General features: G+C 63.2%; 19 protein-coding genes. 5 read left to right on the top strand and 14 right to left on the bottom strand.

Going from position 1 to position 25,122, the window contains the following annotated elements; genetic code table 11:
* Positions 1 to 59: 59 nt before the first annotated feature.
* The 9 genes from yccS to betI form a co-directional block, all read right to left on the bottom strand.
* Complete coding sequence (gene yccS, locus PST29_RS28100) at positions 60 to 2,234, bottom strand: YccS family putative transporter (protein ID WP_060841482.1); 2,175 nt, start codon at positions 2,232 to 2,234, stop codon at positions 60 to 62.
* 229 nt (positions 2,235 to 2,463) lie between these two features.
* Positions 2,464 to 3,642: an NAD(P)/FAD-dependent oxidoreductase gene (locus PST29_RS28095; RefSeq protein ID WP_060844846.1), complete on the bottom strand. Its 1,179-nt coding sequence runs from the start codon at positions 3,640 to 3,642 to the stop codon at positions 2,464 to 2,466.
* A gap of 39 nt (positions 3,643 to 3,681) precedes the next feature.
* On the bottom strand, positions 3,682 to 5,019 hold the full coding sequence (dbpA, locus tag PST29_RS28090) for an ATP-dependent RNA helicase DbpA (protein WP_232513275.1): 1,338 nt from the start codon (positions 5,017 to 5,019) through the stop codon (positions 3,682 to 3,684).
* Between the two features lie 233 nt (positions 5,020 to 5,252).
* A complete protein-coding gene (gene mdtD / locus PST29_RS28085) occupies positions 5,253 to 6,683 on the bottom strand; it encodes a multidrug transporter subunit MdtD (protein ID WP_060841480.1) in 1,431 nt (476 codons plus the stop codon).
* A 74-nt stretch (positions 6,684 to 6,757) separates the two neighbouring features.
* Entirely contained in the window at positions 6,758 to 8,095 is a 1,338-nt protein-coding gene (locus PST29_RS28080) for a TldD/PmbA family protein (protein ID WP_060841479.1), read from the bottom strand.
* A complete protein-coding gene (locus tag PST29_RS28075; protein WP_060844845.1) occupies positions 8,095 to 9,537 on the bottom strand; it encodes a TldD/PmbA family protein in 1,443 nt (480 codons plus the stop codon). The genes PST29_RS28080 and PST29_RS28075 overlap by 1 nt, the downstream gene beginning before the upstream one ends.
* 214 nt (positions 9,538 to 9,751) lie before the next feature.
* Complete coding sequence (betA, locus tag PST29_RS28070) at positions 9,752 to 11,455, bottom strand: choline dehydrogenase (RefSeq protein ID WP_060844844.1); 1,704 nt, start codon at positions 11,453 to 11,455, stop codon at positions 9,752 to 9,754.
* A gap of 144 nt (positions 11,456 to 11,599) precedes the next feature.
* A complete protein-coding gene (gene betB, locus PST29_RS28065) occupies positions 11,600 to 13,072 on the bottom strand; it encodes a betaine-aldehyde dehydrogenase (protein WP_060841476.1) in 1,473 nt (490 codons plus the stop codon).
* 81 nt (positions 13,073 to 13,153) lie between these two features.
* On the bottom strand, positions 13,154 to 13,774 hold the full coding sequence (gene betI, locus PST29_RS28060; RefSeq protein WP_060841475.1) for a transcriptional regulator BetI: 621 nt from the start codon (positions 13,772 to 13,774) through the stop codon (positions 13,154 to 13,156).
* Between the two features lie 486 nt (positions 13,775 to 14,260).
* Between betI and PST29_RS28055 the strand changes: the two genes are divergently transcribed.
* Positions 14,261 to 16,213 (top strand): BCCT family transporter, encoded by a 1,953-nt coding sequence (locus PST29_RS28055; RefSeq protein ID WP_232513274.1) that lies wholly within the window; start codon positions 14,261 to 14,263, stop codon positions 16,211 to 16,213.
* A gap of 187 nt (positions 16,214 to 16,400) precedes the next feature.
* Here PST29_RS28055 and choV read toward each other — a convergent pair whose 3' ends face one another.
* The 3 genes from choV to PST29_RS28040 form a co-directional block, all read right to left on the bottom strand.
* Positions 16,401 to 17,579, bottom strand: a complete 1,179-nt coding sequence (choV, locus tag PST29_RS28050; RefSeq protein ID WP_060841473.1) for a choline ABC transporter ATP-binding protein — start codon at positions 17,577 to 17,579, stop codon at positions 16,401 to 16,403.
* Positions 17,576 to 18,421, bottom strand: coding sequence for a choline ABC transporter permease subunit (gene choW / locus PST29_RS28045; RefSeq protein WP_060841472.1), 846 nt, complete (start codon positions 18,419 to 18,421; stop codon positions 17,576 to 17,578). The genes choV and choW overlap by 4 nt, the downstream gene beginning before the upstream one ends.
* Before the next feature lie 65 nt (positions 18,422 to 18,486).
* Positions 18,487 to 19,434 (bottom strand): choline ABC transporter substrate-binding protein, encoded by a 948-nt coding sequence (locus tag PST29_RS28040; protein WP_060841471.1) that lies wholly within the window; start codon positions 19,432 to 19,434, stop codon positions 18,487 to 18,489.
* Between the two features lie 427 nt (positions 19,435 to 19,861).
* Here PST29_RS28040 and PST29_RS28035 point away from each other — a divergent pair, with 427 nt between their 5' ends.
* Both PST29_RS28035 and PST29_RS28030 read left to right on the top strand, forming a co-directional pair.
* A complete protein-coding gene (locus tag PST29_RS28035) occupies positions 19,862 to 21,238 on the top strand; it encodes an L-serine ammonia-lyase (RefSeq protein WP_060844842.1) in 1,377 nt (458 codons plus the stop codon).
* Between the two features lie 446 nt (positions 21,239 to 21,684).
* Positions 21,685 to 22,788, top strand: a complete 1,104-nt coding sequence (locus PST29_RS28030; protein ID WP_060841469.1) for a GlxA family transcriptional regulator — start codon at positions 21,685 to 21,687, stop codon at positions 22,786 to 22,788.
* Here the strand turns inward: PST29_RS28030 and aac(6') are convergent, their stop codons facing one another.
* Both aac(6') and PST29_RS28020 read right to left on the bottom strand, forming a co-directional pair.
* On the bottom strand, positions 22,789 to 23,235 hold the full coding sequence (gene aac(6') / locus PST29_RS28025; protein WP_060844841.1) for an aminoglycoside 6'-N-acetyltransferase: 447 nt from the start codon (positions 23,233 to 23,235) through the stop codon (positions 22,789 to 22,791).
* Positions 23,236 to 23,301: 66 nt separating this feature from the next.
* Entirely contained in the window at positions 23,302 to 23,565 is a 264-nt protein-coding gene (locus PST29_RS28020) for a hypothetical protein (RefSeq protein WP_016962894.1), read from the bottom strand.
* 238 nt (positions 23,566 to 23,803) lie between these two features.
* On the opposite strand from PST29_RS28020, the gene PST29_RS28015 reads away from it, so the two are divergent.
* Both PST29_RS28015 and PST29_RS28010 read left to right on the top strand, forming a co-directional pair.
* Entirely contained in the window at positions 23,804 to 24,343 is a 540-nt protein-coding gene (locus tag PST29_RS28015; protein ID WP_269768398.1) for a PAAR domain-containing protein, read from the top strand.
* A gap of 10 nt (positions 24,344 to 24,353) precedes the next feature.
* Positions 24,354 to 25,121 carry a hypothetical protein gene (locus PST29_RS28010; RefSeq protein WP_148654992.1) on the top strand — a complete coding sequence of 256 codons (768 nt, stop codon included), beginning with the start codon at positions 24,354 to 24,356 and terminating at the stop codon, positions 25,119 to 25,121.
* The last annotated feature ends 1 nt before the right edge of the window (position 25,122 follow it).

The raw sequence follows: 25,122 nt of genomic DNA, 5'->3' as shown, positions 1-25,122 counted from the left end.
GCAGGCTAGAGCCGTTCACGCAGTGCTTGCCGCTTGTGGCTTGAAGCTTGCCGCTGCTCTTAAGCTGCCTTGATCAGGTGCGCCGCCAGGGTCCGCAACGGGCCCAGCTGGCGACAGATCAATGCCAGCTGGGTCTGCACCAGGCGCTGGCCTTCGTCGATCTCATCCGGCATCTGCTCCAGCTCATTGGCCAGCGCTTCCTCGGCATCGCTCTGGATGGCGATCGGGGTCTTGTTGGCCAGGCCCTGGGCGATTTCATCGATGCTCGCCGCCAGACTGACGCCCGCGCCATTGATCAGATGCTCGCGCACTTCGCCCGGCAGTTGGGTCTCCCGGTGTGCGCCCAGGCCCGACAGGTAGCTGAGCAGGGTGTGGGACAGCACCAGGAAGCGGAAGCCCACGTCGGCCTCCTTACGGAAATGCCCCGGTTCCATGAGCATGTTGGCCAGGGTGGTGGACAGCGCCGCATCGGCGTTGTGGGCGTTGCGCCGGGCCAGGCGGTAGGCCAGGTCGTCGCTCTTGCCGGCGGCGTACTGCTGCATGATCTGGCGCAGGTAGATGCTGTTGCAGGTCAGGGTGTTGGCCAGCACCTTGTTCAGGCGCCGGCCCTGCCAATCCGGCAGGAACAGGAACACCGCCAGCCCGGCGATCAGGCTGCCCAGCAGGGTATCGAACAGCCGCGGCAGGAACAGCCCGTAACCGTCGCCCACCTGGTTGAAGCAGAACAGCACCATCAGGGTGATGGCGGCCGTGGCCAGGGTGTAGCGGGTGGTGCGGTTGGTGAAGAACACCACCCCGGCGGCGATGGCGAACAACGACTGCACCAGGGGGCTGGGGAACAGGTCGAACAGCGCCCAGGCCAGCGTCAGGCCGATGGCCGTGCCGACGATCCGCTGGCCCAGCTTGCGCCGGGTGGCGCCGTAGTTGGGCTGGCAGACGAACAGCGTGGTGAGGATGATCCAGTAGCCCTGGGACGGGTGGATCAGGTGCACCATGCCATAGCCGATGCTCAACGCCAGGGGCAGGCGCAGGGCATGGCGGAACAGCAGCGAAGTCGGCGTCAGCTGGGTGCGCAGGCGGGTCCAGACATCCTTGAGATTGCGTGGCGAGCGATCCAGCAGGCTGCTGTCGGTGGCGTCGGCCAGGGCGTCGGGGTTGCTGGCGTCGCTGAGCAGGCGGTCGAGGGTGCCGAGGTTCGCCGCCAGGGCCCGCAGCGAACGCAACAGCCCGCGCCAGGCCGGGTTGCTTTGGATGCGCAAGTGTTCCAGGGAGGCATGCAGGTCGCTCAGGGCCTCGGCGAAGCTGGCGTCGTAGACGAAGGGCTGGCGCAACTGGATGGATTCGGCCAGGGCGCGGCAGGCCTTGCCCTGCTGGCGCAGCAGGCGCTGGCAGCGGAACAGCACGTCGCTGTGGAAGAAGGCGTCGGCCAGGGCGTTGTACGGGTAGTGGGACGAGCTGGCGCGCTCGTGGATGTCCTGGGCGAGGAAGTACAGCTTCAGGTAGCGACTGACCTTCGATCCCGGCCGACCATTGCCGACCCGGTGCAGGATGATCTCCTTGGCCGCGTTGAGGGCCGCCACCACCTTGCCGTTTTGCTGGGCCAGTTCCAGGCGCCGGGCCTCCACATCCAGTTGGCGGATCGGCTCGAACAGCGACGACTTGAGCTTGAGGTAGAAGCCCAGCTCGCGAAACAGCCGGGCCAGGCTCTGCTGCACCGGCTGGTTGGAAAACAGTGCCTGCCACAGCACCGAGAGCAGGCCGTACCAGGCGGCGCCGGCCACCAGCAGCACCGGCTCGTGCCAGAAATCGATCACCGCGCCGCCGCGCTGGTCCACGCCGATCATGGTGTAGACCGAGAGAATCAGGGTCGCCGAGGCAATGGCGCCATAACGTTCCCCCAGTGCCCCGAGCATGGTCAGGCCGAAGCTGGCCAGGGCCAGGGCGATGGCGAAGATCCAGGGGTAGGGGAACAGCAGTTCCACCGACAGCGCGGCAATGCTGAAGCACACCAGGGTCACGGCCAGGGCATTGAGCCGGCCTTGCCAGCTGTCGTCGGTTTCCGCCAGGGCGCTGGCGATGATGCCGAGAAACAGCGGGATCAGCAGGCCCATTTCATCCTGATACCAGCACAGCGCCATGCTGCCGGTCAGGGCGATGAACACCCGCACGCTGTAGCTGAATTTATCCAGCGCCCAGAGGCGGCGTAGAGACTGACGAAAAGAGGTCGATGACATGGAGTGGGACAGGCCTTCCGGGGCGATGCAGCTAAATTGAGCCAGTATTGACGACGGCGCAATGCCGTCGTCACATCCGCCGGCAAATTCTGTTGCCGTTGCCGGTCGGGCGCCTGTAGCCGCTGCCGTAGGCTGCGACAGGTCCGCGGGACCTCGGCGGACATTGGATCGCCGCGCCCCTTCGGGTCGTTCGCAGCCTGCGGCAGCGCCTACAGGGACACACAGCGGCTCAGACGTACTGCGCCGCCGCGTAGCCCGAGGCCCAGGCCCACTGGAAGTTGAAGCCGCCCAGGTGGCCGGTGACGTCCAGCACTTCACCGATGAAATACAGCCCCGGGCTCTTCAGCGATTCCATGGTCTTGGACGACACCTCGCGGGTATCGACCCCGCCCAGGGTCACTTCGGCGGTGCGGTAGCCTTCGGTGCCCGCCGGCACCAGCTGCCAGCTGCCGAGTTTCTGCGCCACGTCCGCCAGCTCCGCCGGGGTGTACTGCTTCATCGGCTTGGAGACGAACCAGTGCTCGGCCAGCAGGCCGGCCATCTTCTTGGTGAAGATCTCCCCCAGCAGGGTTTTCAGTTCGCTGTTGGGGCGCTCGGCCTGCTGCTGTTGCAGCCAGCCCAGGGCGTCGTGGTCTGGCAGCAGGTTGATCTCGACACTGTCGCCGGGTTGCCAATAGGACGAAATCTGCAGGATCGCCGGGCCGCTGAGGCCACGATGAGTGAACAGAATGTTCTCGCGAAAGCTCTGCCCGTTGCAGCTCACCAGACAGTCCACCGAGGTGCCCGACAACTCGCTGCACAGTTCCTTGAGCTGATCGGTGATGGTGAACGGCACCAGGCCGGCACGGGTCGGCAGCAGTTCATGGCCGAACTGCTTGGCGACCTGATAGCCAAAACCGGTAGCGCCCAGGGTCGGGATCGACAGGCCGCCGGTGGCGATCACCAGGGACTGGCACTGCACCGCGCCCAGGGTGGTCTGCAGCAGGTAGCCGGACTCAAGCTTCTCGATCTGCTGGATCGAGGTGTCCAGGCGCAGTTCGACGCCGACCTGATCGCATTCGTCGAGCAGCATGCCGAGGATGTCGCTGGACTTGTTATCGCAGAACAGCTGGCCGAGTTTCTTCTCGTGGTAGGGCACGCCGTGCTTGGCCACCAGGCCGATGAAGTCCCACTGGGTGTAGCGGGCCAGGGCCGATTTGCAGAAATGCGGGTTCTGCGAAAGGAAGTTGGCGGGCTCGGTGTACATGTTGGTGAAATTGCAGCGGCCACCGCCGGACATCAGGATCTTCTTGCCGGCCTTGTTGGCGTGGTCCAGCAACAGCACCTGGCGGCCCCGGCCGGCCGCGGTCAGGGCGCACATCAGGCCGGCGGCGCCAGCGCCGATGATCACGACTTCGGTAGAACGCAAAACGGAGTCCTCGCACAAATTTGTGTAGGGGCGGTGGGGTTAGAGGACGCGCACGCGCAGCGAACGGCCCTTGATCTTGCCGTTGTTCAAGCGCTGCAGGGCCTGCATGACCACGCTGCGTTCAACCGCCACATACGACTGGAAGTCGAAGATCGCAATCTTGCCGACCTGGGCGCCCGGGATCCCGGCGTCGCCAGTCAGTGCGCCGAGAATATCGCCCGGACGCACTTTGTCCTTGCGCCCGCCGGCGATGCACAGGGTGCTCATCGGTGGCTGCAGCGGGGCGCCGCCCTGGGACTTGAGGTTGTCGACCTGATCCCAGTTCAGCGGGGTTTTCTGCAACTGCTCGATGGCTTGCGCGCGATGGGCTTCGGACGGTGCGACGAGGCTGACCGCGATGCCTTTTTCGCCAGCGCGACCGGTACGGCCGACGCGGTGAATGTGGATTTCCGAATCGCGGGCCAGCTCGACGTTGATCACCATGTCCAGCGCATCGATGTCCAGGCCGCGGGCGGCCACGTCGGTGGCGACCAGTACCGACGTACTGCGGTTGGCGAACATCGCCAGCACCTGATCGCGGTCACGCTGTTCCAGATCGCCATGCAGGCCGACGGCGGAAATGCCTTTGGAGGTCAGGTGATCGACGGTTTCCTGCACTTGCTGCTTGGTGAAGCAGAAGGCGACGCAGGAAGCGGGGCGGAAGTGGTGCAGGACTTTGGTCACTGCGCTCATGCGTTCTTCCGGGGAAATCTCGTAGAAACGCTGTTCGATCTGCGTGTCGTCGTGGAACGCTTCGGCTTTCACCGTCTGCGGATCACGCATGAACTTCGACGCCAGCTGCTTGATGCCCACCGGGTACGTGGCGGAGAACAGCAGGGTCTGCCGACGCGACGGGGTCTGCTCGATGATGTCTTCGATGGCGTCGTAGAACCCCATGTCGAGCATGCGGTCGGCTTCGTCGAGGATCAGCGTGTTCAGGCCGTCGAGCACCAGCGAACCCTTGCGCAGGTGTTGCTGGATGCGCCCCGGGGTGCCGACGATGATGTGCGCGCCGTGTTCCAGGGAGGCGATCTGCGGGCCGAAGGACACGCCGCCGCACAGGGTCAGGACCTTGATGTTGTCTTCGGCGCGGGCCAGGCGACGGATTTCCTTGGCCACCTGGTCGGCCAGCTCGCGGGTCGGACAGATCACCAGGGCCTGGCAGCCGAAGTAGCGCGGGTTGATCGGGTTCAGCAGGCCGATGCCGAAGGCTGCGGTCTTGCCGCTGCCGGTCTTGGCCTGGGCGATCAGGTCCATGCCCTTGAGAATCACCGGCAAGCTTTGCGCCTGGATCGGCGTCATCTGGGCATAACCGAGGGAGTCGAGGTTAGCCAGCATGGCGGGAGACAGGGGCAAAGTATTAAAAGCGGTGGCGATGGTGGTCACGGGACTGGCCTGCAAAACAAAATGTGGCGCAGTGTATCAGTCCCGCTCCCACAACCTGCAAATTCTGGACGAGCAACCGCGCAGGGGCGGTTCTGGGTAGGAGCTGGCTGGCCAGCGAAGGCGGACGCAAGGCTCAAGGGCCTCTTCGCCGGCAAGCCGGCTCCTACGGGGAGAGGTATGTGGGTTCAGTGTTCGATGTGCTGTTCCTCGACCTTGCGTGCGCGACGGCCGTCGGTGGGCGACAGCTGGAGGAAGATTGCCGCGGCCAGCATCGCCATGATGCCTACGGTGAGGAACGTCAGTTGGAAGGCACCGAGCACGGTGTCCACGCCGTCATTGCCCACTTGTGCGGTGAAGCCACCCAGCAGCGCACCGGCACAGGCCACCCCGAGGCTCAGGGACAGTTGCGCCACCACCGACAGCAGGCTGTTGCCGCTGCTGGCGGCGGCATCGTCGAGGTCGATCAGGGTCACGGTGTTCATGGCCGTGAACTGCAGCGAGTTGATCGCTCCCAGTACCGCCAGCATGGCCAGCAGCAGCGGGTAGGGCGTCTGTTCGCTGACCAGCCCCATGCTCGCCAGCATCAGGCCCAGGGCCAGGGTGTTGCCGGTCAGCACGATGCGGTAGCCCAGGCGCTCGATCAGGGGGCGGGCAATGGACTTGGCCACCATGGCCGCGGCCGCCAGGGGCAGCATGCTCATCCCGGCCTGGGATGGCGAGTAGCCCAGGGCCACTTGCAGCAGCAGGGGCACCAGGAACGGCAGGGCTCCGCTGCCGAGGCGGGCGAACAGGTTGCCGAGGATGCCCACGGCAAAGGTCCGGACCTTGAACAGCGACGGGGCGAACAGCGGGTTATCGACATGTCCGGCCCGCAGCCAGTAGGCCGCCAGACAGGCCAGGCCGCCAAACAGCAGCAACATCACCCGCAGGTGCGGCAGGTGCAGTTCACCCAGGCCTTCCATGGCGATGGTGATCAGCACCATCGCCGCGCCGAACAGCACAAAGCCCAGGCCGTCGAAGCGCGTGCGTTCGCTGCCCCGCAGGTCGGGAATGAAGCGCCATACCGCGTAGCAGCCCACAGCCCCCACCGGCAGGTTGATCAGGAAGATCCAGTGCCAGGTCAGGTACTGCACCATCCAGCCGCCCATGGTCGGGCCGATCAACGGCCCCAACAGCCCCGGAATGGTAATGAAGCCCATGATCCGTACCAGCTCCGAGCGCGGGTAGGCCCGCAGCACCACCAGCCGGCCCACCGGCAGCATCAGTGCCCCGCCCAGGCCCTGGATCACCCGGGCGCCGATCAGTTGGCTCAGGGTGTTGGACAGGGCGCACAGCAGCGAACCGACGCTGAACAGCAAAATGGCGCCGAAGAAGATCTTCTTGGTGCCGAAGCGGTCGGCGATCCAGCCCGAGGCCGGGATCAGCAGGGCCACGGTGAGCATGTAGGCGATGATCACCCCCTGCATGCGCAGCGGGTCTTCCGCCAGGTCCTGGGCCATGGCCGGCAGTGCGGTGTTGAGGATGGTGCCGTCCAGGGACTGCATGAAGAAGGCGATGGCCACCACCCAGGGCAGCCAGCGGGCGGTGGTGGCGTCGAGCGGCGAGCGTTCGGGCATGGGACCTCAGTCAGGGCAGCGTTAAGTGGCCAGCTTCAAGCTGCAAGCGTGTGGCTTGCAGCTTGAGGCTGATTTCACAAGGTCAGGGTCAGGCGGCTGATCAGTGCTCCGGGCAGGTGCATCGAGGCGGTCTGGCGCTGGCCGTAGGTACTGGCCGAAAGCAGCAGCTCCCGCTGTTCGGTCAGCGCTTCCAGCTGTGAACCCAGCAAGCTATAGACGCTGTCGTCGAAACGCATGGTGCTGACCGGGGCCTGGATCTCGCCGTTTTCCACCCAGAAGGTGGCGAAGCGGGTCATGCCGGTCAGGCGCGCCGCCGGCAGGTCCGAGTAGTTCAAGTACCACAGATTGCTGATGTACAGGCCGGTGCCCAGCTGCTTGAGGATCTCCTGCTGGGCGAGCTGGCCCGCCGCCATGTTCAGCGCGCTGGGGTATTCGCCGCTGCCGGCGCCGTTGCTGCTCAGGCCGTATTCGGCGGCGCTGCGGGAGTTGATCAAGCGGTCATTGGCCGCGCCCCGGGCGATCAGCGACAGGTCGCTGCGCGGATAGCCTTCGTCGGAAAACGCCGGGCTCAGGGAGCCGCTGACCTGTTCGTCGAGGGCTATCAGCGGGCTCAGGGCGGCGTCGCCGGCATAGAGTTTCTGCAAGGGGCTGTGCTTGCTGGCAATCGATTGGGCCGAGAAACCGCCCCAGGCCAGCATGCCCATGATTTCCTCCAGGGCCGCCGGTGCCAGGTAGGCCCGGTATTGCCCGGGCGCCAGGGTGCGCAGCGGGCGGCCGAGAAACTCCAATTGCTGGCGGGCCTGATCGAAGCGCTGGGCAAAGGCGTCGCTGTCCCAGGCGTGTCCGGCATAGCTGGCCTTCACTGCTTCGCCGTTGGCGTGGAACAGGCTGAAGTCGAAATTGAAGCTATTGGCCTGGTGCCAGCCGAAAGCCCCGGCGGAGCTGGCGAAGCCGCGACTGATGGGGCCGGCGGCGTAGATGCCCACCAGATCAAGGCCCGCCGCCGCGCGGCCGATCTGCGCCACCACCTGCTCGCTGCCGGGCAGCGGGTGTTCCTGTACGTGATGGGATTGCCACTGGCTGTGGTTGAGCATCAGGTAGGGGTCCACCGGCAGCAGCGCCAAGGTGTCTCGCAGCTGTTGCAAGCCTTCGGCCAGGCGCTGGCGATCCACCTCGGGGTCATTGCTCAGGGTGATGTCCAGGTCGGCGTGACGGCCCTCCTCGATCAGCTTGAAACGCAGGCTGGCCTGTTGCACCTGCCCCGCCTGGCGCACCTTGGCGTGGTTGAAGCGGATGAACTCCGAGGCTTCGGCCGAGTAGCTGAGGGTGAACTGCTCCGGCGCCCTGATCGCTTCCCGCAGCCATTGCACCAGATCCTTGAACTGCTCGGCCTGATTCATCGTCCTGGTCATCAGGCATCTCCTCCAAATACGTCAATCTTGCTGAACACGCAGGCCGGCGAAGCATGGCCCACGCGGATCACCTGGTTGGGTTCGCCCTTGCCGCAGTTGGGCGTGCCCAGGACCTGGAAGGTGCTGCGATCGCCCACCGCGCTGAGGTTGCGCCAGAACTGCGCGGAAATGCCCCGGTAGTTGGGGTTCTTGACCACGCCCTTGAGCTCGCCGTTCTCGATCAGCTGGCCCCATTCGCAGCCGAACTGGAACTTGTTGCGCGCATCGTCGATGGACCAGGAACGGTTGGTGGACATCAGGATGCCGTGCTCGATCTGGCCGATCAGGCGGTCCAGGGGCTGGTCGCCGGGCTCGACGTTGAGGTTGGCCATGCGGTCGATGGGGGCGCGGTTCCAGCTGCTGGCGCGGCTGTTGGCAACCCCGTCGAGGCCGCTGCGGTATTGCGACAGGGCGCTGCCCAGCGGCCGCACCAGCAGCCCTTCGCGGATCAGGAACTGTTTGCTGGCGGCGCTGCCGTCGTCGTCATGGCTGTAGCTGGCCAGTTCCTCGGGGATCTGTGGGTCGAAGGTCACGTTGAGCAGGGAGGAGCCGTATTGCAGGCGGCCGAAGTCTTCCTGTTTGACGAAGCTGGTGCCGGCGTAGTTGCGTTCGTCGCCCAGAATGCGGTCCAGCTCCAGGGGGTGACCGATGGATTCGTGGATCTGCAGCATCATCTGGTCCGGCATCAACAGCAGGTCGCGCTGGCCTTGCGGGGTGTTCGGCGCCAGCAGCAGTTGCAGGGCCTGGTCGGCCACTCGGGGCGCGGCCCCCAGCAGGCCGCAGCGGCTGATCACATCGCCGGCGCCCTGCTGGCCGAAGTTTTCCCGGCCCAGGCTGCGGGTCTGGCTGTCGCTGCCGTCGTAGGCGGTCACGTCCAGGCCCGGGTAGACGAAGCGCTGGGCCTGGCGCAGCTCGGCGCCGGCGCTGTTGAGGTAGATCTGCTCGACCTGGGTCACGCCGATGCCCACTTGCCAGTTCACCAGGCGTTCATCCTTGGGCACCGAGGCCGACTCGTCGCCCAGCAACTGGTAGCAGTCGCTGAGGGACGGAAATGCTTGCTCCAGGTTTGGCGAAAGGTAGTCCCCGCGGTGGCTGGACACCGGCTGCTCGCGCAGGTCCAGCAGGGCGTGGGCGGCAATCACCCGGGCCTGTTGCTCGGCCCGCTCGAGGGCTGCCTGCAGGCCACGTTGCGACAGGTCGTTGGTGGCGGCGTAGGCTTCCACGCCACGTACCCGCACGGTCAGCATCGCCCCTTCGTCACGGCCCAGGCTCGGTGGTTCGGCGATGTTCTTGCGTACCGACAGGTACTGGTTCGACTCGCGCACATAGCGCAGGGAAAAGAATTCTGCGCCCGTGCGCAAGGCAGCGAAGCGCTGCTTGAGCTGGGGGTGAAAGTCGAACATGGGGGACCTCCTTGTGAGGCGCGCGAGCGGGCTGGCGCGTTTCGCCAGCAAGCTGGCTTCTACAGGTGTAGAGGCTGATGGGCTCAGGGGCGAAGGGGATGTGCAAGTTGCAGAACTGTAGCCGCTGCCGGAGGCTGCGATCAAGGATGTAGTTCTGGGGGGAGGCGGGGAAGTGAAGCAGGGCGCCGACCCTTGCGGTCGGCGCCCGTGTCGCTTAGTGGGCGGTCGCAGTGACGTCGCGCAGCGGCTTGCCACGTACCGGAGCGTCGCCAGCTACGTAGTAGTCGGCCTTGCTGCGGGGCAGCGGCTGACGGCCACGGATCTTGTCGGCGATTTTCTCGGCCATCATGATGGTCGGCGCGTTGAGGTTGCCGGTGGTGATGATCGGCATGATCGAGGCATCCACCACGCGCAGGCCCTGCATGCCGTGCACGCGACCCTGACCATCGACTACCGCCATGTCGTCGGTGCCCATCTTGCACGAGCAGGACGGGTGGAACGCGGTCTCGGCGTGCTCGCGGATGAACTTGTCCAGCTGCTCATCGGTTTGCACTTCGATACCCGGGCTGATCTCGCGACCGCGGAAGGCATCCAGGGCCGGCTGCTGCATGATTTCCCGGGTCAGGCGGATGCCGTCGCGGAATTCCTGCCAGTCCTGCTCGGTGGCCATGTAGTTGAAGAGGATGCTCGGGTGCTGGCGCGGGTCCTTGGACTTGAGCTGCACGCGACCACGGCTCGGCGAGCGCATGGAGCCCATGTGCGCCTGGAAACCGTGCTCTTTCACGCCGTTGCTGCCGTTGTAGTTAATCGCCACCGGCAGGAAGTGGTACTGGATGTTCGGCCAGGCGAATTCCGGACGGGTGCGGATGAAACCGCCGGCTTCGAACTGGTTGCTGGCGCCGATGCCGGTGCCGTTGAACAGCCACTCGGCACCGATGGCCGGCTGGTTCCACCACAGCAGCGATGGGTACAGCGAAACGGGCTGGGTGCAGGCGTACTGCAGGTACAGCTCCAGGTGGTCCTGCAGGTTCTCGCCGACGCCCGGCAGGTCGTGAACCACCGGAATGTCCAGGCTTTCCAGCAGGGCCCGCGGGCCGACGCCGGAGCGTTGCAGCAGTTGCGGCGAGGCGATGGCGCCGGAGCTGACGATCACTTCCTTGCGGGCGCGGGCTTCCACGCGCTCTTCGGTGCTGCCTTGCAGGTAGCTCACGCCCACGGCGCGCTTGCCCTCGAAGAGGATCTTGTCGGTCAGGGCGTGGGTGACGATGGTCAGGGTCGAACGTTTCTTGGCGATGTCCAGGTAGCCACGGGCAGTGCTGGAGCGACGGCCTTTGGGGGTGACGGTACGGTCCATCGGGCCGAAGCCTTCCTGCTGGTAGCCGTTCAGGTCTTCGGTACGCGGGTACCCGGCCTGCACGCCGGCTTCGACCATGGCGTGGAACAGCGGGTTGTTGCCGGCCTTGGGCGTGGTCACGCTGACCGGGCCTTCGCCACCGTGGTAGTCGTTGGGGCCGATGTCACGGGTTTCCGCCTTGCGGAAGTACGGCAGGCAGTCCAGGTAGGTCCAGTCTTCCAGGCCTGGCAGTTTGGCCCAACCGTCGTAGTCCATGGCGTTGCCGCGGATGTAGCACATGCCGTTGATCAGCGACGAGCCGCCCAGGCCCTTGCCGCGACCGCACTCCATGCGCCGACCGTCCATGTGTGGCTCCGGGTCGGTCTCGTAGGCCCAGTTGTAGCGCCGGCCTTGCAGAGGGAAGGCCAGGGCCGCCGGCATCTGGGTCCGGAAGTCGAAACGGTAGTCCGGGCCGCCGGCTTCCAGCAGCAGGACGGTGACGCCCTCGTCTTCAGTCAGACGGGTCGCCAGGGTGTTACCGGCCGAGCCGGCACCGATGATGATGTAATCGAATTCTTGGGCCATTGGAGCCTCCGTGGAGAGCTGCAAGCCTCAAGCTTCAAGCTGCAAGTTAAAGGCAGCGAAGCGGGCTTGGCATTGAATGAGGAGCAGGCGGCAAGCCAGGCTGTTGCCCTGGCTTGCCGCTTGTAGCTGGCTGCTAGCGGCTGCTTAGAACACCGAGGCGTAGTCGCCCAGCTCGACCTGTACCGACTTGATGCGGGTGAAGTTGTTCAGCGAGCTGATGCCGTTCTCACGGCCAACACCCGACTGCTTGTAGCCGCCAACCGGCATCTTGGCGTCGGATTCGCCCCAGGCGTTGATCCAGCAGATACCGGCTTCGAGCTGATGAATCACGCGGTGGGCGCGGTTCAGATCCTTGGTGACGATACCGGCGGCCAGGCCGAAGTCGGTGTCGTTGGCACGGCGGATCACTTCTTCCTCGGTTTCGTAGGTCAGGATCGCCATCACCGGGCCGAAGATTTCTTCACGGACGATGGTCATGTCGTCGGTGCAGTCGGTGAACACGGTTGGCGCAACGAAGGCACCCTTGGCGAATTCGCCGTCGGTCAGGCGCTCGCCGCCGCACAGTACGCGGGCACCTTCTTCCTTGCCCTTGGCGATGTAGCCCAGCACGCTTTCCATGTGCTGGAAGCTGACCAGCGGACCGAAGTTGGTGTTTTCGTCTTCCGGGTTGCCGATGCGGATGCGCGCAACGCGCTCGGCGATCTTGGCTTCGAAAGCGGCTTTCAGGTGGCTTGGCACGAACACGCGAGTGCCGTTGGTGCAGACCTGACCGGAGCTGTAGAAGTTGGCCATCATGGCGGTGTCGGCGGCGCGATCCAGATCGGCGTCGTCGAAGATGATCAGCGGCGACTTGCCGCCCAGTTCCATGGTCACGTCTTTGAGCGACGAGCTGGAAGCGCTGGCCATGACCTTCTTGCCGGTGTCGGTGCCGCCGGTGAAGGAGACTTTCTCGATGCGCGGGTGCTCGGTCAGCCAGGTGCCGACTTCACGGCCGCTGCCGGTCAGGACGTTGAACACGCCCGCCGGTACGCCGGCTTCGGTGTAGATCTCGGCCAGTTTCAGGGTGGTCAGCGAGGTGACTTCGCTGGGCTTGAAGATCATTGCGTTGCCGGCGGCCAGGGCTGGCGCGGATTTCCACAGGGCGATCTGGATCGGGTAGTTCCAGGCGCCGATGCCGGCGACCACACCCAGCGGCTCGCGGCGGGTGTAGACGAAGGATGTGGTGCGCAGCGGGATCTGCTCGCCTTCGATGGCCGGTACCAGGCCTGCGTAGTATTCCAGCACGTCGGCGCCGGTGACGATGTCCACGTACTTGGTTTCGGAGAAGGCTTTACCGGTGTCCAGGGTTTCCAGAGCGGCCAGTTCGTCGTTGCGCTCGCGGAGGATTTCCACGGCACGACGCAGGATGCGCGAACGCTCCATGGCGGTCATGGCGGCCCAGATCTTCTGGCCTTTTTCGGCGCTGACCACGGCGCGTTCCACGTCGTCAAAGGTCGCACGTTGCACTTGTGCGAGAACTTCACCGTTGGCCGGGTTGATGGCATCGAAGGTAGCGTCGCTGCCGGCATCGGTGTAGCCGCCGTCGATGTAGAGTTTTTGCAGTCCGAAACGGGCCATAGTGTCCTCGCAAGTGCATTAAGTAGTGGGCTTGACCACCGGGCGTATCCCGAAGTTCAGGACACGTTGATCAGTGGCGGGTCAGGGGCCGAGCGTGTCTTTTGTGCTCTGGCGCTCCTGCTTAGCCAGTTGTAGATCCATGTATTCGTAAGCGATCCGTATCGCCTGGTCGGTATCGAATGCATCACCCGACAAGGCACCACGCAACCACAAACCGTCGATCAAAGCCGCCAGGCCGCGAGCTGCCTTGCGCGCATGGTAGAGCGGCAGGGCACGGCGGAACTGGCAACACAGGTTGGAATACAAGCGGTGGTCGTTGATCCGCTGCAACCTGTGCAAATCGGGCTGGTGCATGCTGGAGGCCCAGAAGGCCAACCAGGTTTTCATTGCCGGGCCGTTCACCTGGCTGGCATCGAAGTTGCCCTCGATGATCACTTTCAGGTGAGCGCGCGGGCTGTCGTCCGTCAGGGCCTGGCGGCGTGCTCTGACGCCTTCATTGAGCATGCTCATGATGTAACCCATCGTCGCTGCGATCAGGCCGTTCTTGTCCCGAAAGTAGTGACTGATGATGCCGTTTGAAACACCGGCCAAACGGGCGATCAGCGCAATGCTGGCGTCCCCCATTCCGACCTGATCGACCGCTTGCAGCGTGGCTTCGATCAATTGCTGGCGGCGTATGGGTTGCATACCGACCTTGGGCATCTGATACCTCTCCTTAGGCCTGTCGGCGGGCGTATGACGCCGGTCGACTTGTGGGCCAGTCTATTTTGTTTTGATTGAACGTTCAATCAACAAAGAATAAGATCTGCGACAAATCGTCGCTGCCTGGGGAGGTTTTCCTACTCGCGGACGGCGGGAAAACGACCTCCGAAATAGCCCAAAACTTACACGTGGCATGGCGTGGACCGGCAAGAGTAAGGACGTGTTGAAGGGGCAGGACGCTCCGGGGAACAGGCGACGAGCTGCAGGTTCGTCACTGACCTTGGATGCGGGTGCGCAACGCGGCTTTTGCGGTTTCGGGCTTTTTCGGGGTGTCTTTATATCACCCGATGATCGGCTGCCAACTAACCGATTGGTCGGGTGCGGTGTTGCCTTGTGTCCTTCTCTCGCACTGCCTGGAGCATCTGTGCAATGAGTTCTGCCTCTCTTATAAAGACCCCACCGGAGAAGGTGCGGGTCAACGGTTGGGTGTTCTACACCTCCACCGCGCTGATCCTGTTGTTGACCGCCATTCTGATCATCGCCCCGCAAGAGGCCGGCAGATTGCTGGGCATTGCCCAGGCCTGGTTGTCCCGCAGCTTCGGCTGGTACTACATGGTGGTGATCGCCGCTTACCTGGTGTTCGTGGTGGGCCTGGCGTTCTCCTCCTACGGCAAGCTCAAGCTGGGGACCAAGCAAGACACCCCGGACTTCAGCTACGGCGCCTGGGCCGGGATGCTGTTCTCCTCCGGCATCGGCATCTCGCTGCTGTACTTCGGTGCTTCCGAACCCCTGGACCACTACTTCAACCCGCCCGAAGGCGTACCCGGCAGCAACCTGGCGGCACGCCAGGCGCTGCAGCTGACCTTCCTGCACTGGGGCCTGCACGGCTGGGCGATCTATACGCTGGTGGGTTTGGCGGTGGCGTACTTCGCCTACCGGCATAACCAGCCGCTGGCGCTGCGTTCGGCGTTGTACCCGCTGGTGGGCGAGCGCTGGGTCAAGGGCGCGGCCGGCCACGCGGTGGACGGTTTCGGCATGTTCGTGACCCTGCTGGGCCTGGTGACCAACCTGGGGATCGGCTCGATGCAGGTGTCTTCCGGCCTGGAAAACCTGTTCGGCATGGAGCACAGCAACACCAACCTGCTGATCGTGATCATCGTCATGAGCACGGTGGCCACCATCGCCGCCGTGTCCGGTGTGGAAAACGGCATTCGCCGCCTGTCCAACCTGAATATCGTGCTGTTCAGCGGCCTGTTGATCTTCGTCCTGCTGTTCGGTCCGACCCTGCACCTGCTCAACGGCTTCGTGCAGAACATCGGCGACTACCTCAACGGCGTGGTGCTCAAGACCTTCGACCTCTACGTGTACGAAGGCGACAACGCCAAGTCCGACCGCTGGCTGGGCCTGTGGACCCTGTTCTACTGGGCCTGGTGGATTTCCTGGGCCCCATTCGTGGGCATGTTCATTGCGCGTATCTCCCGCGGTCGCACCGTGCGTGAGCTGGTGGCCGGCGTACTGCTGATTCCCCTGGGCTTCACCCTGGCCTGGCTGTCGATCTTCGGTAACTCGGCCCTGGACCTGGTGGTCAATCAGGGGGCGGTGGAGCTGGGCAAGACAGCACTGGAACAACCGTCCATGGCGATCTACCAGCTGCTTGAACACTACCCGGCCTCGAAGATTGTCATCGGTGTCTCGATCTTCGTCGGCTTCGTGCTGTTCCTGACCCCTGCCGACTCCGGCGCGGTGATGATGGCCAACCTGTCCTGCAAGGGCGGCAACGTCGACGAAGACGCCCCGCACTGGCTGCGGATCTTCTGGTCGGTGGTGATCACCCTGGTGACCATCGGTCTGTTGTTTGCCGGCAACTTCGAAGCCATGCAGACCATGGTGGTACTGGCCGGCCTGCCGTTCTCGGTGGTGCTGATCTGCTTCATGTTCGGCTTGCACAAGGCCATGCGCCAGGACGTGCAGATCGAGCAGGAACAAGCGCAACTGGCCGAGCGCGGGCGTCGCGGTTTCAGCGAGCGCCTGAGCCAGCTGGACCTGCAACCGACCCAGTCGGTGGTCCAGCGCTACATGGACAAGCACATCAGCCCAGCCCTGCAGGAAGCCGCCGCGCAACTGCGCAACCTGGGCCATGAGGTGCAGACCAACCTGGGCAAGTCCAAGAACCTGTTGGGCCTGCGGGTGGAAATGGAGGAGGGCAATCCCTTCGTCTATGAAGTGAGCCTGGACGGCTACCTGGCGGCGCCGAGCGAATCGGCCCAGCCGGAAGGGGCGGACAGCGAAGTCCGTAGTCGTTTCTACCGCGCCGAGGTCTACCTGCACAACGGCAGCCAGGAATACGACTTGATGGGCTTCACCCAGGAGCAGATCACCCGTGATGTGCTCGATCAGTTCGAAAGCCATCGGCAGCTCCTCGGCCGTGTCTATAGCTGAGTGAAGTAGCGATCCGCTCCCGACGGAGCGGTTCCACCTGCTGTAGGAGCCGGCTTGCCGGCGAAGGCGCCCTCAAGGGCACTGCAAGGCTTCAGGGCCTGTTCGCTGGCAAGCCAGCTCCTACAGAAGGTGGTTGGTGGTTAAAGCAAAACGCCGCGATTGCTCGCGGCGTTTTTGTGTCTGCTGCTTAACCCAGGTTCTTGCCGAGCAGCGCGTGGTAGAGCTCGCTGTCGCCAAGGATGCCCACCACTTTCTGGTTGTCGTGGAGCACCAGTTTGTTGCCGGTCTGGTAGCGGATCTGCAGCGCGTCGCGCATGCCGATGTTGGAGTCCACCAGGGTCGGACGCCGGCCCAGTTCTTCCACGGACTGCCCCGGAACCCAGTTCTGCAGGTCCAAGTGCGAGCCATTGCGCCGCGCGCCCTTGATGGTGTTGCCTTCCGCCAGGTCGAGCCAGGAGTCGCCACCCGGGTCCAGGCACACCGAGCCGTTGACCCGCTTGCAGTTGTCCAGGCTGCGCATCAGGCTGCGCCCGCAGAGCACGTTCAGCGGATTGGTGTGGGCGACGAAGGTGCGCACATAGTCGTCCGCAGGATTGAGCACGATCTCTTCCGGATTGCTGTACTGGATGATCCGCCCGTCTTTCATGATGGCGATGCGGCTCCCCAGTTTCAGGGCTTCGTCCAGGTCATGGCTGACGAAGACGATGGTCTTGCTCAGCTTGCGTTGCAGCTCCAGCAGTTCGTCCTGCAGGCCCTGGCGGATCAGCGGGTCGAGGGCCGAGAAGGGTTCGTCCATCAGCAGGATGTCGGCGTCCATGGCCAGGGCGCGGGCCAGGCCGACCCGCTGCTGCATGCCGCCGGACAGTTCGTCGGGCTTCTTGTTGCGCCATTGGGTCAGGCCCACCAGTTCGAGCTTCTCGTCCACCAGCTTGCGCCGTTCCTTCTCGGGACGGCCCTGCATCTCCAGGCCGAAACTGATGTTCTCGCGCACCGTCAGCCAGGGCATCAGGGCGAACTTCTGGAACACCATGGCAATGCGCTTGGTGCGCATCATCTTCAGCTCGGCGGGGGTGCAGGAGGCAATGTCGATCTGCTTGCCTTCGTGTTCGACGAACAGCTTGCCGCGGCTCACGGTGTTGAGGCCGTTGATGCAGCGCAGCAGGCTTGACTTGCCGGAGCCGGAAAGGCCCATGAGTACGCAGATCTCGCCTTTCTGGATGTCCAGGCTGGCTTTTTCCACGCCGACGATCTGCCCGGTCTTTTTCAGGATCTCGTTGCGGGTCATGCCCTGGTCCAGCAGCTTGAGCGCCTCCCGAGGGTCCTTGGAGAAGATAACGTCTACGTTGTCGAAGCGGATTATGCTCATGCGTCACCCCCTACTTTGGCTTCAGGTTGTTTGCAGATACGGTCGAGCATGATCGCCAGCAGCACGATGGCCAGACCGGCTTCAAAGCCCAGGGCAATGTCGGCGGTATTGAGTGCGTTGACCACGGGTTTGCCCAGGCCGTCGGCGCCGACCAGGGCGGCAATCACCACCATCGACAGCGACAGCATGATGCATTGGGTGATGCCGGCGGCGATGCTCGGCATGGCGTGGGGCAACTCAATGCGCGACAACAACTGACGGCGCGAACAGCCAAAGGCCTTGCCCGCATCCATCAACTCTTGTGGAACATCGCGAATGCCCAGGTAGGTCAGGCGAATCGGCGCGGCGATGGCGAACACCACGGTGGAAATCAGGCCGGGCACCACCCCCAGGCCGAACAGGGTCAGGGTCGGGATCAGGTAGACGAAAGTGGGAACGGTCTGCATCAGGTCCAGGACCGGACGCATCATGGTGTAGAACAGCGGCTTGTGCGCGGCGACGATGCCCAGGGGCACACCGATCAGCACGCAGACCAGGGTGGCAAACAGCACCTGGGCCAGGGTTTCCATGGTTTCCTGCCAGTACCCCAGGTTGAGGATCAGCAGGAAGGACAGCACGACGAAAACAGTCAGGCCCCATTTGCGCTGGATCAGGTGCGCCAGCAGGGCGATCAGGCCGATCAGGGCCAGGGGATTGAACCAGGTCAACGCGAACGTGACGCCGTGGATCATGGTTTCCAGGGTGGTAGCGATCGCGTCGAAGGTGCTGGCACCGTGTTTCGTCAACCACTCTACGAAAGCCGCGATGTACTGGCCCAGGGGGATTTTCTGATCAGTGAGCATGGTATTGAACGTCCGCATGCAAGGAAAAAACAGCCCGGGCGGGCAAGCCCGCCCGGCGTAAGCGATTACTGGGCAAGCTTGGCTTTCACGGCTTCCAGGCCAGGTTTACCGTCAATGGTGGTCACGCCGGCGAGCCAGGTATCGAGCACTTGTGGGTTTTTCTTCAGCCAGGCCTTGGCGGCCGCGTCAGGCTTCATCTTGTCGTCCAGCACGTTGCCCATCAGGGTGCTTTCCATGTTCAGGGTGAACGACAGGTTCTTCAGCAACTGGCCAACGTTGCTGCACTCGCTGGTGTAGCCCTTGCGGGTGTTGGTGTAGATGGTGGCCTGGCCGAAGTTGGGGCCGAAGTACTCGTCGCCCCCGGTCAGGTACTTCATCTTGAAGCGCGTGTTCATCGGGTGCGGTTCCCAGCCCAGGAACACCACCGCGGTGTCGCGTCGCTGAGCTCGTTCGACCTGGGACAGCATGCCCGCTTCGCTGGACTCCACCACCTTGAAGCCGGCGTCCTTGAGGCCGAAGGCGTTCTTGTCGATCATCGTCTGGATGGTGCGGTTGCCATCGTTGCCCGGCTCGATGCCGTAGATCTTGCCGTCCAGCTCCTTCTTGAACTTGACGATGTCGGCGAAGTCTTTCAGGCCCTTGTCATACAGCGACTCGGGCACTGCCAGGGTGTACTTGGCGTTTTCCAGGTTGGCCCGCACGGTTTCCACGGTGCCGGCGTCGCGGTAGGGCTTGATGTCGTTTTCCATGGTCGGCATCCAGTTGCCGAGGAACACGTCCATGTTCTTGCCGTCGGCCAGGGACTTGTAGGTCACCGGCACGGAAATCATCGTGGTCTTGGTCTTGTAGCCCAGAGCGTTGAGCACGACGCTGGTGGTGGCGGTGGTCACGGTGATATCGGTCCAGCCGACATCGGAGAAGTTTACGGTGCTGCATTGCTCCGGTTCTGCGGCGTGTGCCAGAAGCGGCAGACTCAGCATGGCGGCCAACAACAACGACGGGGAACCTTTCATAGGGGGGACTCCTGGATGTTTTTCTGGCGGCGTATGGACCGCGCTTATAAGTGTGGCGGTTGGTGTGCCGGGGACAGCTCTACCACCGTGCCTTGCAATCGAGTCGAGACTGATCATGTACCAGTGAAAAACTGTCGCCTACGGGGTGCGTCGTATCCAGTACAGGGAGGGTCGCATCCAGTGTCGGTGAGGTCGCTTACAGTGTTTCCGGGCATTTTTTCCTGCATCTGCACCGCAAAAAACGCCCAGAACCCGAGCCTCGCGCCAGGCGGCGTTGGTGGGCATGAGTGGGTCGGTGTCAGACGCCGCGAGTCGCTGTAAAAGCCTGATGATGCGCCCTTCTCGGCGGATTGCAGCTTGAGCGTAGCAGCTCCGTCAGAGGGCGTTTTCGACGCCTGGACTGTGCTCATCGAGGAGTTAAGCAGTAATGGCTATCAGTGTTTTCGACTTGTTCAAGATCGGCATCGGCCCCTCCAGTTCCCACACCGTCGGCCCCATGCGTGCCGCGGCGCTGTTCGTCCAGGCATTGAAGGAAAGGCACCTGCTGGAGCAGGTGCGGCGGGTCGAGGTGCAGTTGTTCGGCTCGCTGTCGGCCACCGGCATCGGCCATGGCAGCGACAACGCGGTGATCATGGGGCTGATGGGGGAGTGGCCGGACGCGATCGACCCTGCGCTGATCGGCCCGCGCATCCAGCAGCTGCGCGACAGCGACACCTTGCTGCTGGACGGGCGCCTGCCGGTTCCGTTCGTCTGGGCTCGGGACATGCGCCTCCTGGACGAGAACCTGCCCTTTCACCCCAACGCCATGACCCTGGTGGCAGAGGCGGAAGGCACGGAGCTGTACCGCGATACCTACTATTCAGTGGGCGGCGGTTTTGTCGTCGACCAGGCCCAGGCCAGCAGTGGCGTGGCGGACCTGGATCGCAGCGAGCTGCCTTATGACTTCTCCAGCGCGGTGGAACTGCTCAACCTGTGCCAGAAGCACAACCTGCGGGTTGCCGAGCTGATGCTGGCCAACGAGAAGGTCTGGCGTTCGGAGGAGGAAATCCGCAGCGGCCTGATGGCGCTGTGGCGCGCGATGCAGGATTGCGTGGAACAGGGGCTCAAGCACGAAGGCATCCTGCCCGGCGGGCTCAATGTGCGCAGGCGCGCGGCCAAGCTGCATCGCAGCCTGCAGGAACTGAACAAGCCCAATGTGATCGGCTCCACCTTGAGCGCCATGGAGTGGGTCAACCTGTTCGCCCTGGCGGTGAACGAGGAGAACGCCGCCGGTGGACGCATGGTCACCGCACCCACCAACGGCGCGGCGGGAATCATTCCGGCGGTGCTGCACTACTTCATGAAATTCAGCGAGGACGTGACTGACGCCAACGTGGTGGATTTCTTCCTCGGCGCGGCGGCCATCGGCATCCTGTGCAAGAAGAACGCTTCGATCTCCGGGGCCGAAGTCGGCTGCCAGGGCGAGGTGGGCTCGGCCTGCGCCATGGCGGCGGCGGGGCTGGCGGAGATTCTCGGGGCCAGCCCCGAGCAGTTGTGCAACGCCGCGGAAATCGGCCTGGAGCACAACCTGGGCCTGACCTGCGACCCGGTGGGCGGGCTGGTGCAGGTGCCCTGCATCGAGCGCAACGCGATTGCCGCGGTGAAGGCGATCAATGCCGCGCAGATGGCCTTGCGCGGTGACGGCCAGCATTTCATTTCCCTGGACCGGGTGATCCGCACCATGCGCGATACCGGCGCCGATATGCACGACAAATACAAAGAGACGTCCCGTGGCGGCCTGGCCGTGAGCGCGGTGGAATGCTGAGCCGCCCTCGCTGGCCAGTCGCATGCGAACCAGGGACGTCGGCGCGCGCAAATGGCTCACTCGGGCCACCGCGCGCCACCTTTTAGCGCGTCGCGAATAGACAAGTTGCCCGGTGCGCCGGCGGACCAGTCGGTGGGGCGGCGCGCTGTGCTTTGAGTGACACTCGCCGGCCTCGGCGCAACGCCTTGGCGGCCCAAGTGCTACCTAACTGCTCACCGCTTTTGTCGGCGCCTGTGCGCCGCGCCTTTCGGCGCTTCTTATCCGCACATTGACAAGGGCTATATAGACGCGTCGCGACGTCGTTTTCAGGAGTTATTGAATGCCCATTCAACTTTAGGCATGGCAATTGCTCTGTGAATACCAAGCCCGCCTCCGAAGCGTCGCAGGGCACATAAAAAGAGCCTCCGCCTGAGGCCATCACCCGCTTTGTGTGAGGAGATATCGCGATGACGTCGTTCAACTCCGGGGCCCAACCCCAGAACCGTGCGCCTCAATCCATCGGCTTTCTGCTGCTGGACAATTTCACGCTGATTTCCCTGGCCTCCGCAGTCGAACCCCTGCGCATGGCCAACCAACTGTCCGGCCGCGAGCTGTATCGCTGGACCACCCTCAGCGTCGATGGCGGTCAGGTCTGGGCCAGTGACGGTCTGCAAATCACCCCCGACGCCTCCATGCACAAAGCCCCCAGCCTCGACACCGTGATCGTCTGCGGTGGCATCGGCATCCAGCGCACCGTGACCCGTGAACATGTGTCCTGGCTGCAAAGCCAGGCCCGCCAGTCGCGTCGCCTCGGCGCGGTGTGCACCGGCAGCTGGGCCCTGGCCTGCGCCGGCCTGCTGGACGGCTTCGATTGCAGCGTGCACTGGGAATGCCTGGCGTCGATGCAGGAAGCCTTTCCCCGGGTGGCCATGAGCACCCGCCTGTTCACCCTCGACCGCAACCGTTTCACCAGCTCCGGCGGCACCGCGCCGCTGGACATGATGCTGCACCTGATCAGCCGCGATCATGGCCGTGAGTTGTCGGCGGCGATCTCGGAGATGTTCGTTTACGAGCGCATTCGCAACGAACAGGATCACCAGCGCGTGCCCCTCAAGCACATGCTCGGCACCAACCAGCCCAAGCTTCAGGAAATCGTCGCGCTGATGGAGGCCAACCTCGAAGAGCCGATCGATCTGGACGAGTTGGCGGTGTACGTCGCCGTGTCCCGGCGTCAGCTGGAGCGGCTGTTCCAGAAGTACCTGCACTGCTCGCCGTCGCGCTATTACCTCAAGCTGCGGCTGATCCGCGCGCGGCAACTGCTCAAGCAGACACCCATGTCGATCATCGAAGTGGCCTCGGTCTGTGGTTTCGTCTCGACGCCGCACTTCTCCAAGTGCTACCGCGAGTACTTCGGCATTCCGCCCCGTGACGAGCGCATCGGTTCCAACACCACCCAGCAGGTGGCGATGATGCCGCTGCCGCAAGCCATGGTCCTGGCGCCGCTGTCCGGGCCGCTGTCGGCCCTGAGCCAGGCGCGCAACGAATCGACCTTCGCCAGCGTGCGCCTGTAGTCACAGGCGTTTCTTGAAATACACCACGCGCTCGGTTTCCTCGAAACCCAGCGCGTGGTGCAGGGTCTGGCTGGGCAGATTGTCCAGGCTGGTATCCGAGGCCAGCTCCACGCAGCCTTGTTGTCGTCCCCATGCAGCCACCTGCTCGATCAGCCGCTGGGCGATGCCCTGGCGGCGGGACTCGGGAGCCACATAGATCCCTTCGAGAAAGACCACCGGCGAGCTGTCGGTACCGTTGACGTAGTCGTGGCGCAACGCCGCCTCGGCCAGCCCCACCGCCACCCCGTCTGCCCCATAGGCCAGCCAGCAGCCATAGCGCCGAGGTTCTGCCAGCATCTGGCGGATTTCTGCTTGGTGCTCTTGCGGCGGGCAGTCGGGCCATAGCTCCCGGCGCAATTGCAGCCAGTCGGACTGTTCGCTGAGGGCGCCGGATTGAATGCGGATCATGAGGAAATGGCCTGTGTCGGTGTGGGAAGAGCGGACTCTAGCAACCGACTCAGGCGTTGGGGACATTCACGCGCGCTTGTGCTGCAGGTATTCGGCCAGGGCCGGCAGCAACTGACGGTCGATGGCCTGGCGCACCGCCGGCAGAATGGTCGCGTTGCCGGTGAGCATCTGCTCCACCATGCCCTTGAGCGCCTTGGCCCGCGCGTCGCTCAAACCCCTTACCGCACATTCGCAGGCCTGCTCGGCGCTGGCGCCTGCGGGCATTTCGAAACCCAGGGCCCGGAGTTGTCCCAGCAGGTCGTCCTGGTCAATCAGATCCGCATGCATCATGACTTTTATCCTTGTTCAGGGAGCGTGGTCGTCAACCGATTCTGGTAGGGCGTCCGGGTGGCGGCAAGGGCAGATTGTCGTGATGGCCCGTTTACCTATGAACAGGTCGTTTTCGGCTAACTCGGTGGCCTGGAGCCGGTCGTCGCGCAGCTATGGATCTGACTTGCATTTCAGATTTTTCCGCCTTGTTTGACCTGTCTCCTGGCGGCATAAGAGGTAGCGCAATGATTCAGGCGTTATCGCTGAACGCTATTCTCAAGGAGCAATCATCATGTCAGGAAAGCCCGCCGCACGAGCCACCGACCCCACCGCCTGCCCAATTCCCGGGCATGGCGTGAATCCCATCGTCAGTGGCTCGCCCGATGTCATTTTCGATGGTCTACCCGTTGCCCGTGAGGGTGACCAGACAGCCTGTGGAGCGGTTCTGACGGGTAACTTGATCAGCAATGTGCTGATCAATGGACGACCCGTGGCCACCACGGATTCGTTGGGTAGCCACGGCAATGTGGTTATTGGCGGGTCGGGAACGGTCATTATCGGGACGACGGTCACCGTTGCTGAGTTTACCCCCATCACGCCATTGGCCATTCAGTACCGCCACAACGCACAGTTTGAGCTGCTGGATACCGATGGCGAACCTGTGCCTGATTTCAAGTACAAGGTCGTGACGCCGGACGGCAAGGTGTATAGGGGCATTACGGATCAAAATGGATTGACGCAACGGTTTTTTACTGACGTCAGCGGGCTGCTGCAAATAGACCCGGATGACTCGGTTTGAGGCGTTGTTCATGAGTCAGATTGTGCTTGCGAATAATGTGCATGCCGCTACCCGGGATGTGAGCGCTCGGCAACGTGTCGGGGTAACGACCAAGTATGTGAGACGGGCGGATGACAAGGGCTGGCTGGGCTTTAGACCTATGTTTTCCCATGAGGCGAGTTTTATCTATTTGTGTGAATACACCAAATTGGTCATGGTGAAAGCGTCAGAAAAATATGCTCACTTCCAAGTGAAGGATGGCAATAGTGGCTTTATTGGTAAAGAAGTGGCTTTGAGTCACCGCAATGTCCCCTTGTATCTGTCTGACATTGGGCCAGAAAAAAATGCGGCAACGATCCGAGTGAAATACGCGAATTTAGAGACAGGGGTCAGGTCAGAAATCAAGAATTTTGCATTCACTCAGCAGTGGGCTGTGGCTGAGTTTTCAGGAATCAGCGCAAGGGTTACGCTTAACAGCGTCTGGGGCAGGGCGTTTACGCCCATAGCCCCAGGTAGGCACCGAATCATGGCCCCTGATTTCTCTCACGCAGAAGTTGACACTTCGGGATATAGAGCTGCTTATCCTGGGAAGATAATTTGCACCGATGTCTGGTTTCCTATTGCCTTGGAGGGTACGGAAACCAACAGTACGCGATATATACATATTGGTCATGTGTCAGAAGGGTGTGTAACGCTCTATGAGTTAATAAAGTGGAATGCTTTATATGAGTATCTGATTAATAAGCGCGTGCCTGGGGCTCAGGGAAAATTTGTGGGTTATCTAATAGTGGAGCAGTAGT

The organism is Pseudomonas sp. St29 (genome assembly GCF_001547915.1).
Classification (GTDB): Bacteria; Pseudomonadota; Gammaproteobacteria; order Pseudomonadales; family Pseudomonadaceae; genus Aquipseudomonas.
This window is presented reverse-complemented; position numbering and strand designations above follow the sequence as displayed.

What these genes read in the sequence shown, in the direction of transcription:
- yccS (WP_060841482.1), bottom strand. Translation starts at nt 2,234, where the DNA reads ATGTCATCGACCTCTTTTCGTCAGTCTCTACGCCGCCTCTGGGCGCTG.
- dbpA (WP_232513275.1), bottom strand. Translation starts at nt 5,019, where the DNA reads ATGCTGGCTAACCTCGACTCCCTCGGTTATGCCCAGATGACGCCGATC.
- mdtD (WP_060841480.1), bottom strand. Translation starts at nt 6,683, where the DNA reads ATGCCCGAACGCTCGCCGCTCGACGCCACCACCGCCCGCTGGCTGCCC.
- PST29_RS28080 (WP_060841479.1), bottom strand. Translation starts at nt 8,095, where the DNA reads ATGACCAGGACGATGAATCAGGCCGAGCAGTTCAAGGATCTGGTGCAA.
- PST29_RS28075 (WP_060844845.1), bottom strand. Translation starts at nt 9,537, where the DNA reads ATGTTCGACTTTCACCCCCAGCTCAAGCAGCGCTTCGCTGCCTTGCGC.
- betA (WP_060844844.1), bottom strand. Translation starts at nt 11,455, where the DNA reads ATGGCCCAAGAATTCGATTACATCATCATCGGTGCCGGCTCGGCCGGT.
- betB (WP_060841476.1), bottom strand. Translation starts at nt 13,072, where the DNA reads ATGGCCCGTTTCGGACTGCAAAAACTCTACATCGACGGCGGCTACACC.
- betI (WP_060841475.1), bottom strand. Translation starts at nt 13,774, where the DNA reads ATGCCCAAGGTCGGTATGCAACCCATACGCCGCCAGCAATTGATCGAA.
- choV (WP_060841473.1), bottom strand. Translation starts at nt 17,579, where the DNA reads ATGAGCATAATCCGCTTCGACAACGTAGACGTTATCTTCTCCAAGGAC.
- choW (WP_060841472.1), bottom strand. Translation starts at nt 18,421, where the DNA reads ATGCTCACTGATCAGAAAATCCCCCTGGGCCAGTACATCGCGGCTTTC.
- PST29_RS28040 (WP_060841471.1), bottom strand. Translation starts at nt 19,434, where the DNA reads ATGAAAGGTTCCCCGTCGTTGTTGTTGGCCGCCATGCTGAGTCTGCCG.
- PST29_RS28035 (WP_060844842.1), top strand. Translation starts at nt 19,862, where the DNA reads ATGGCTATCAGTGTTTTCGACTTGTTCAAGATCGGCATCGGCCCCTCC.
- PST29_RS28030 (WP_060841469.1), top strand. Translation starts at nt 21,685, where the DNA reads ATGACGTCGTTCAACTCCGGGGCCCAACCCCAGAACCGTGCGCCTCAA.
- PST29_RS28020 (WP_016962894.1), bottom strand. Translation starts at nt 23,565, where the DNA reads ATGATGCATGCGGATCTGATTGACCAGGACGACCTGCTGGGACAACTC.
- PST29_RS28010 (WP_148654992.1), top strand. Translation starts at nt 24,354, where the DNA reads ATGAGTCAGATTGTGCTTGCGAATAATGTGCATGCCGCTACCCGGGAT.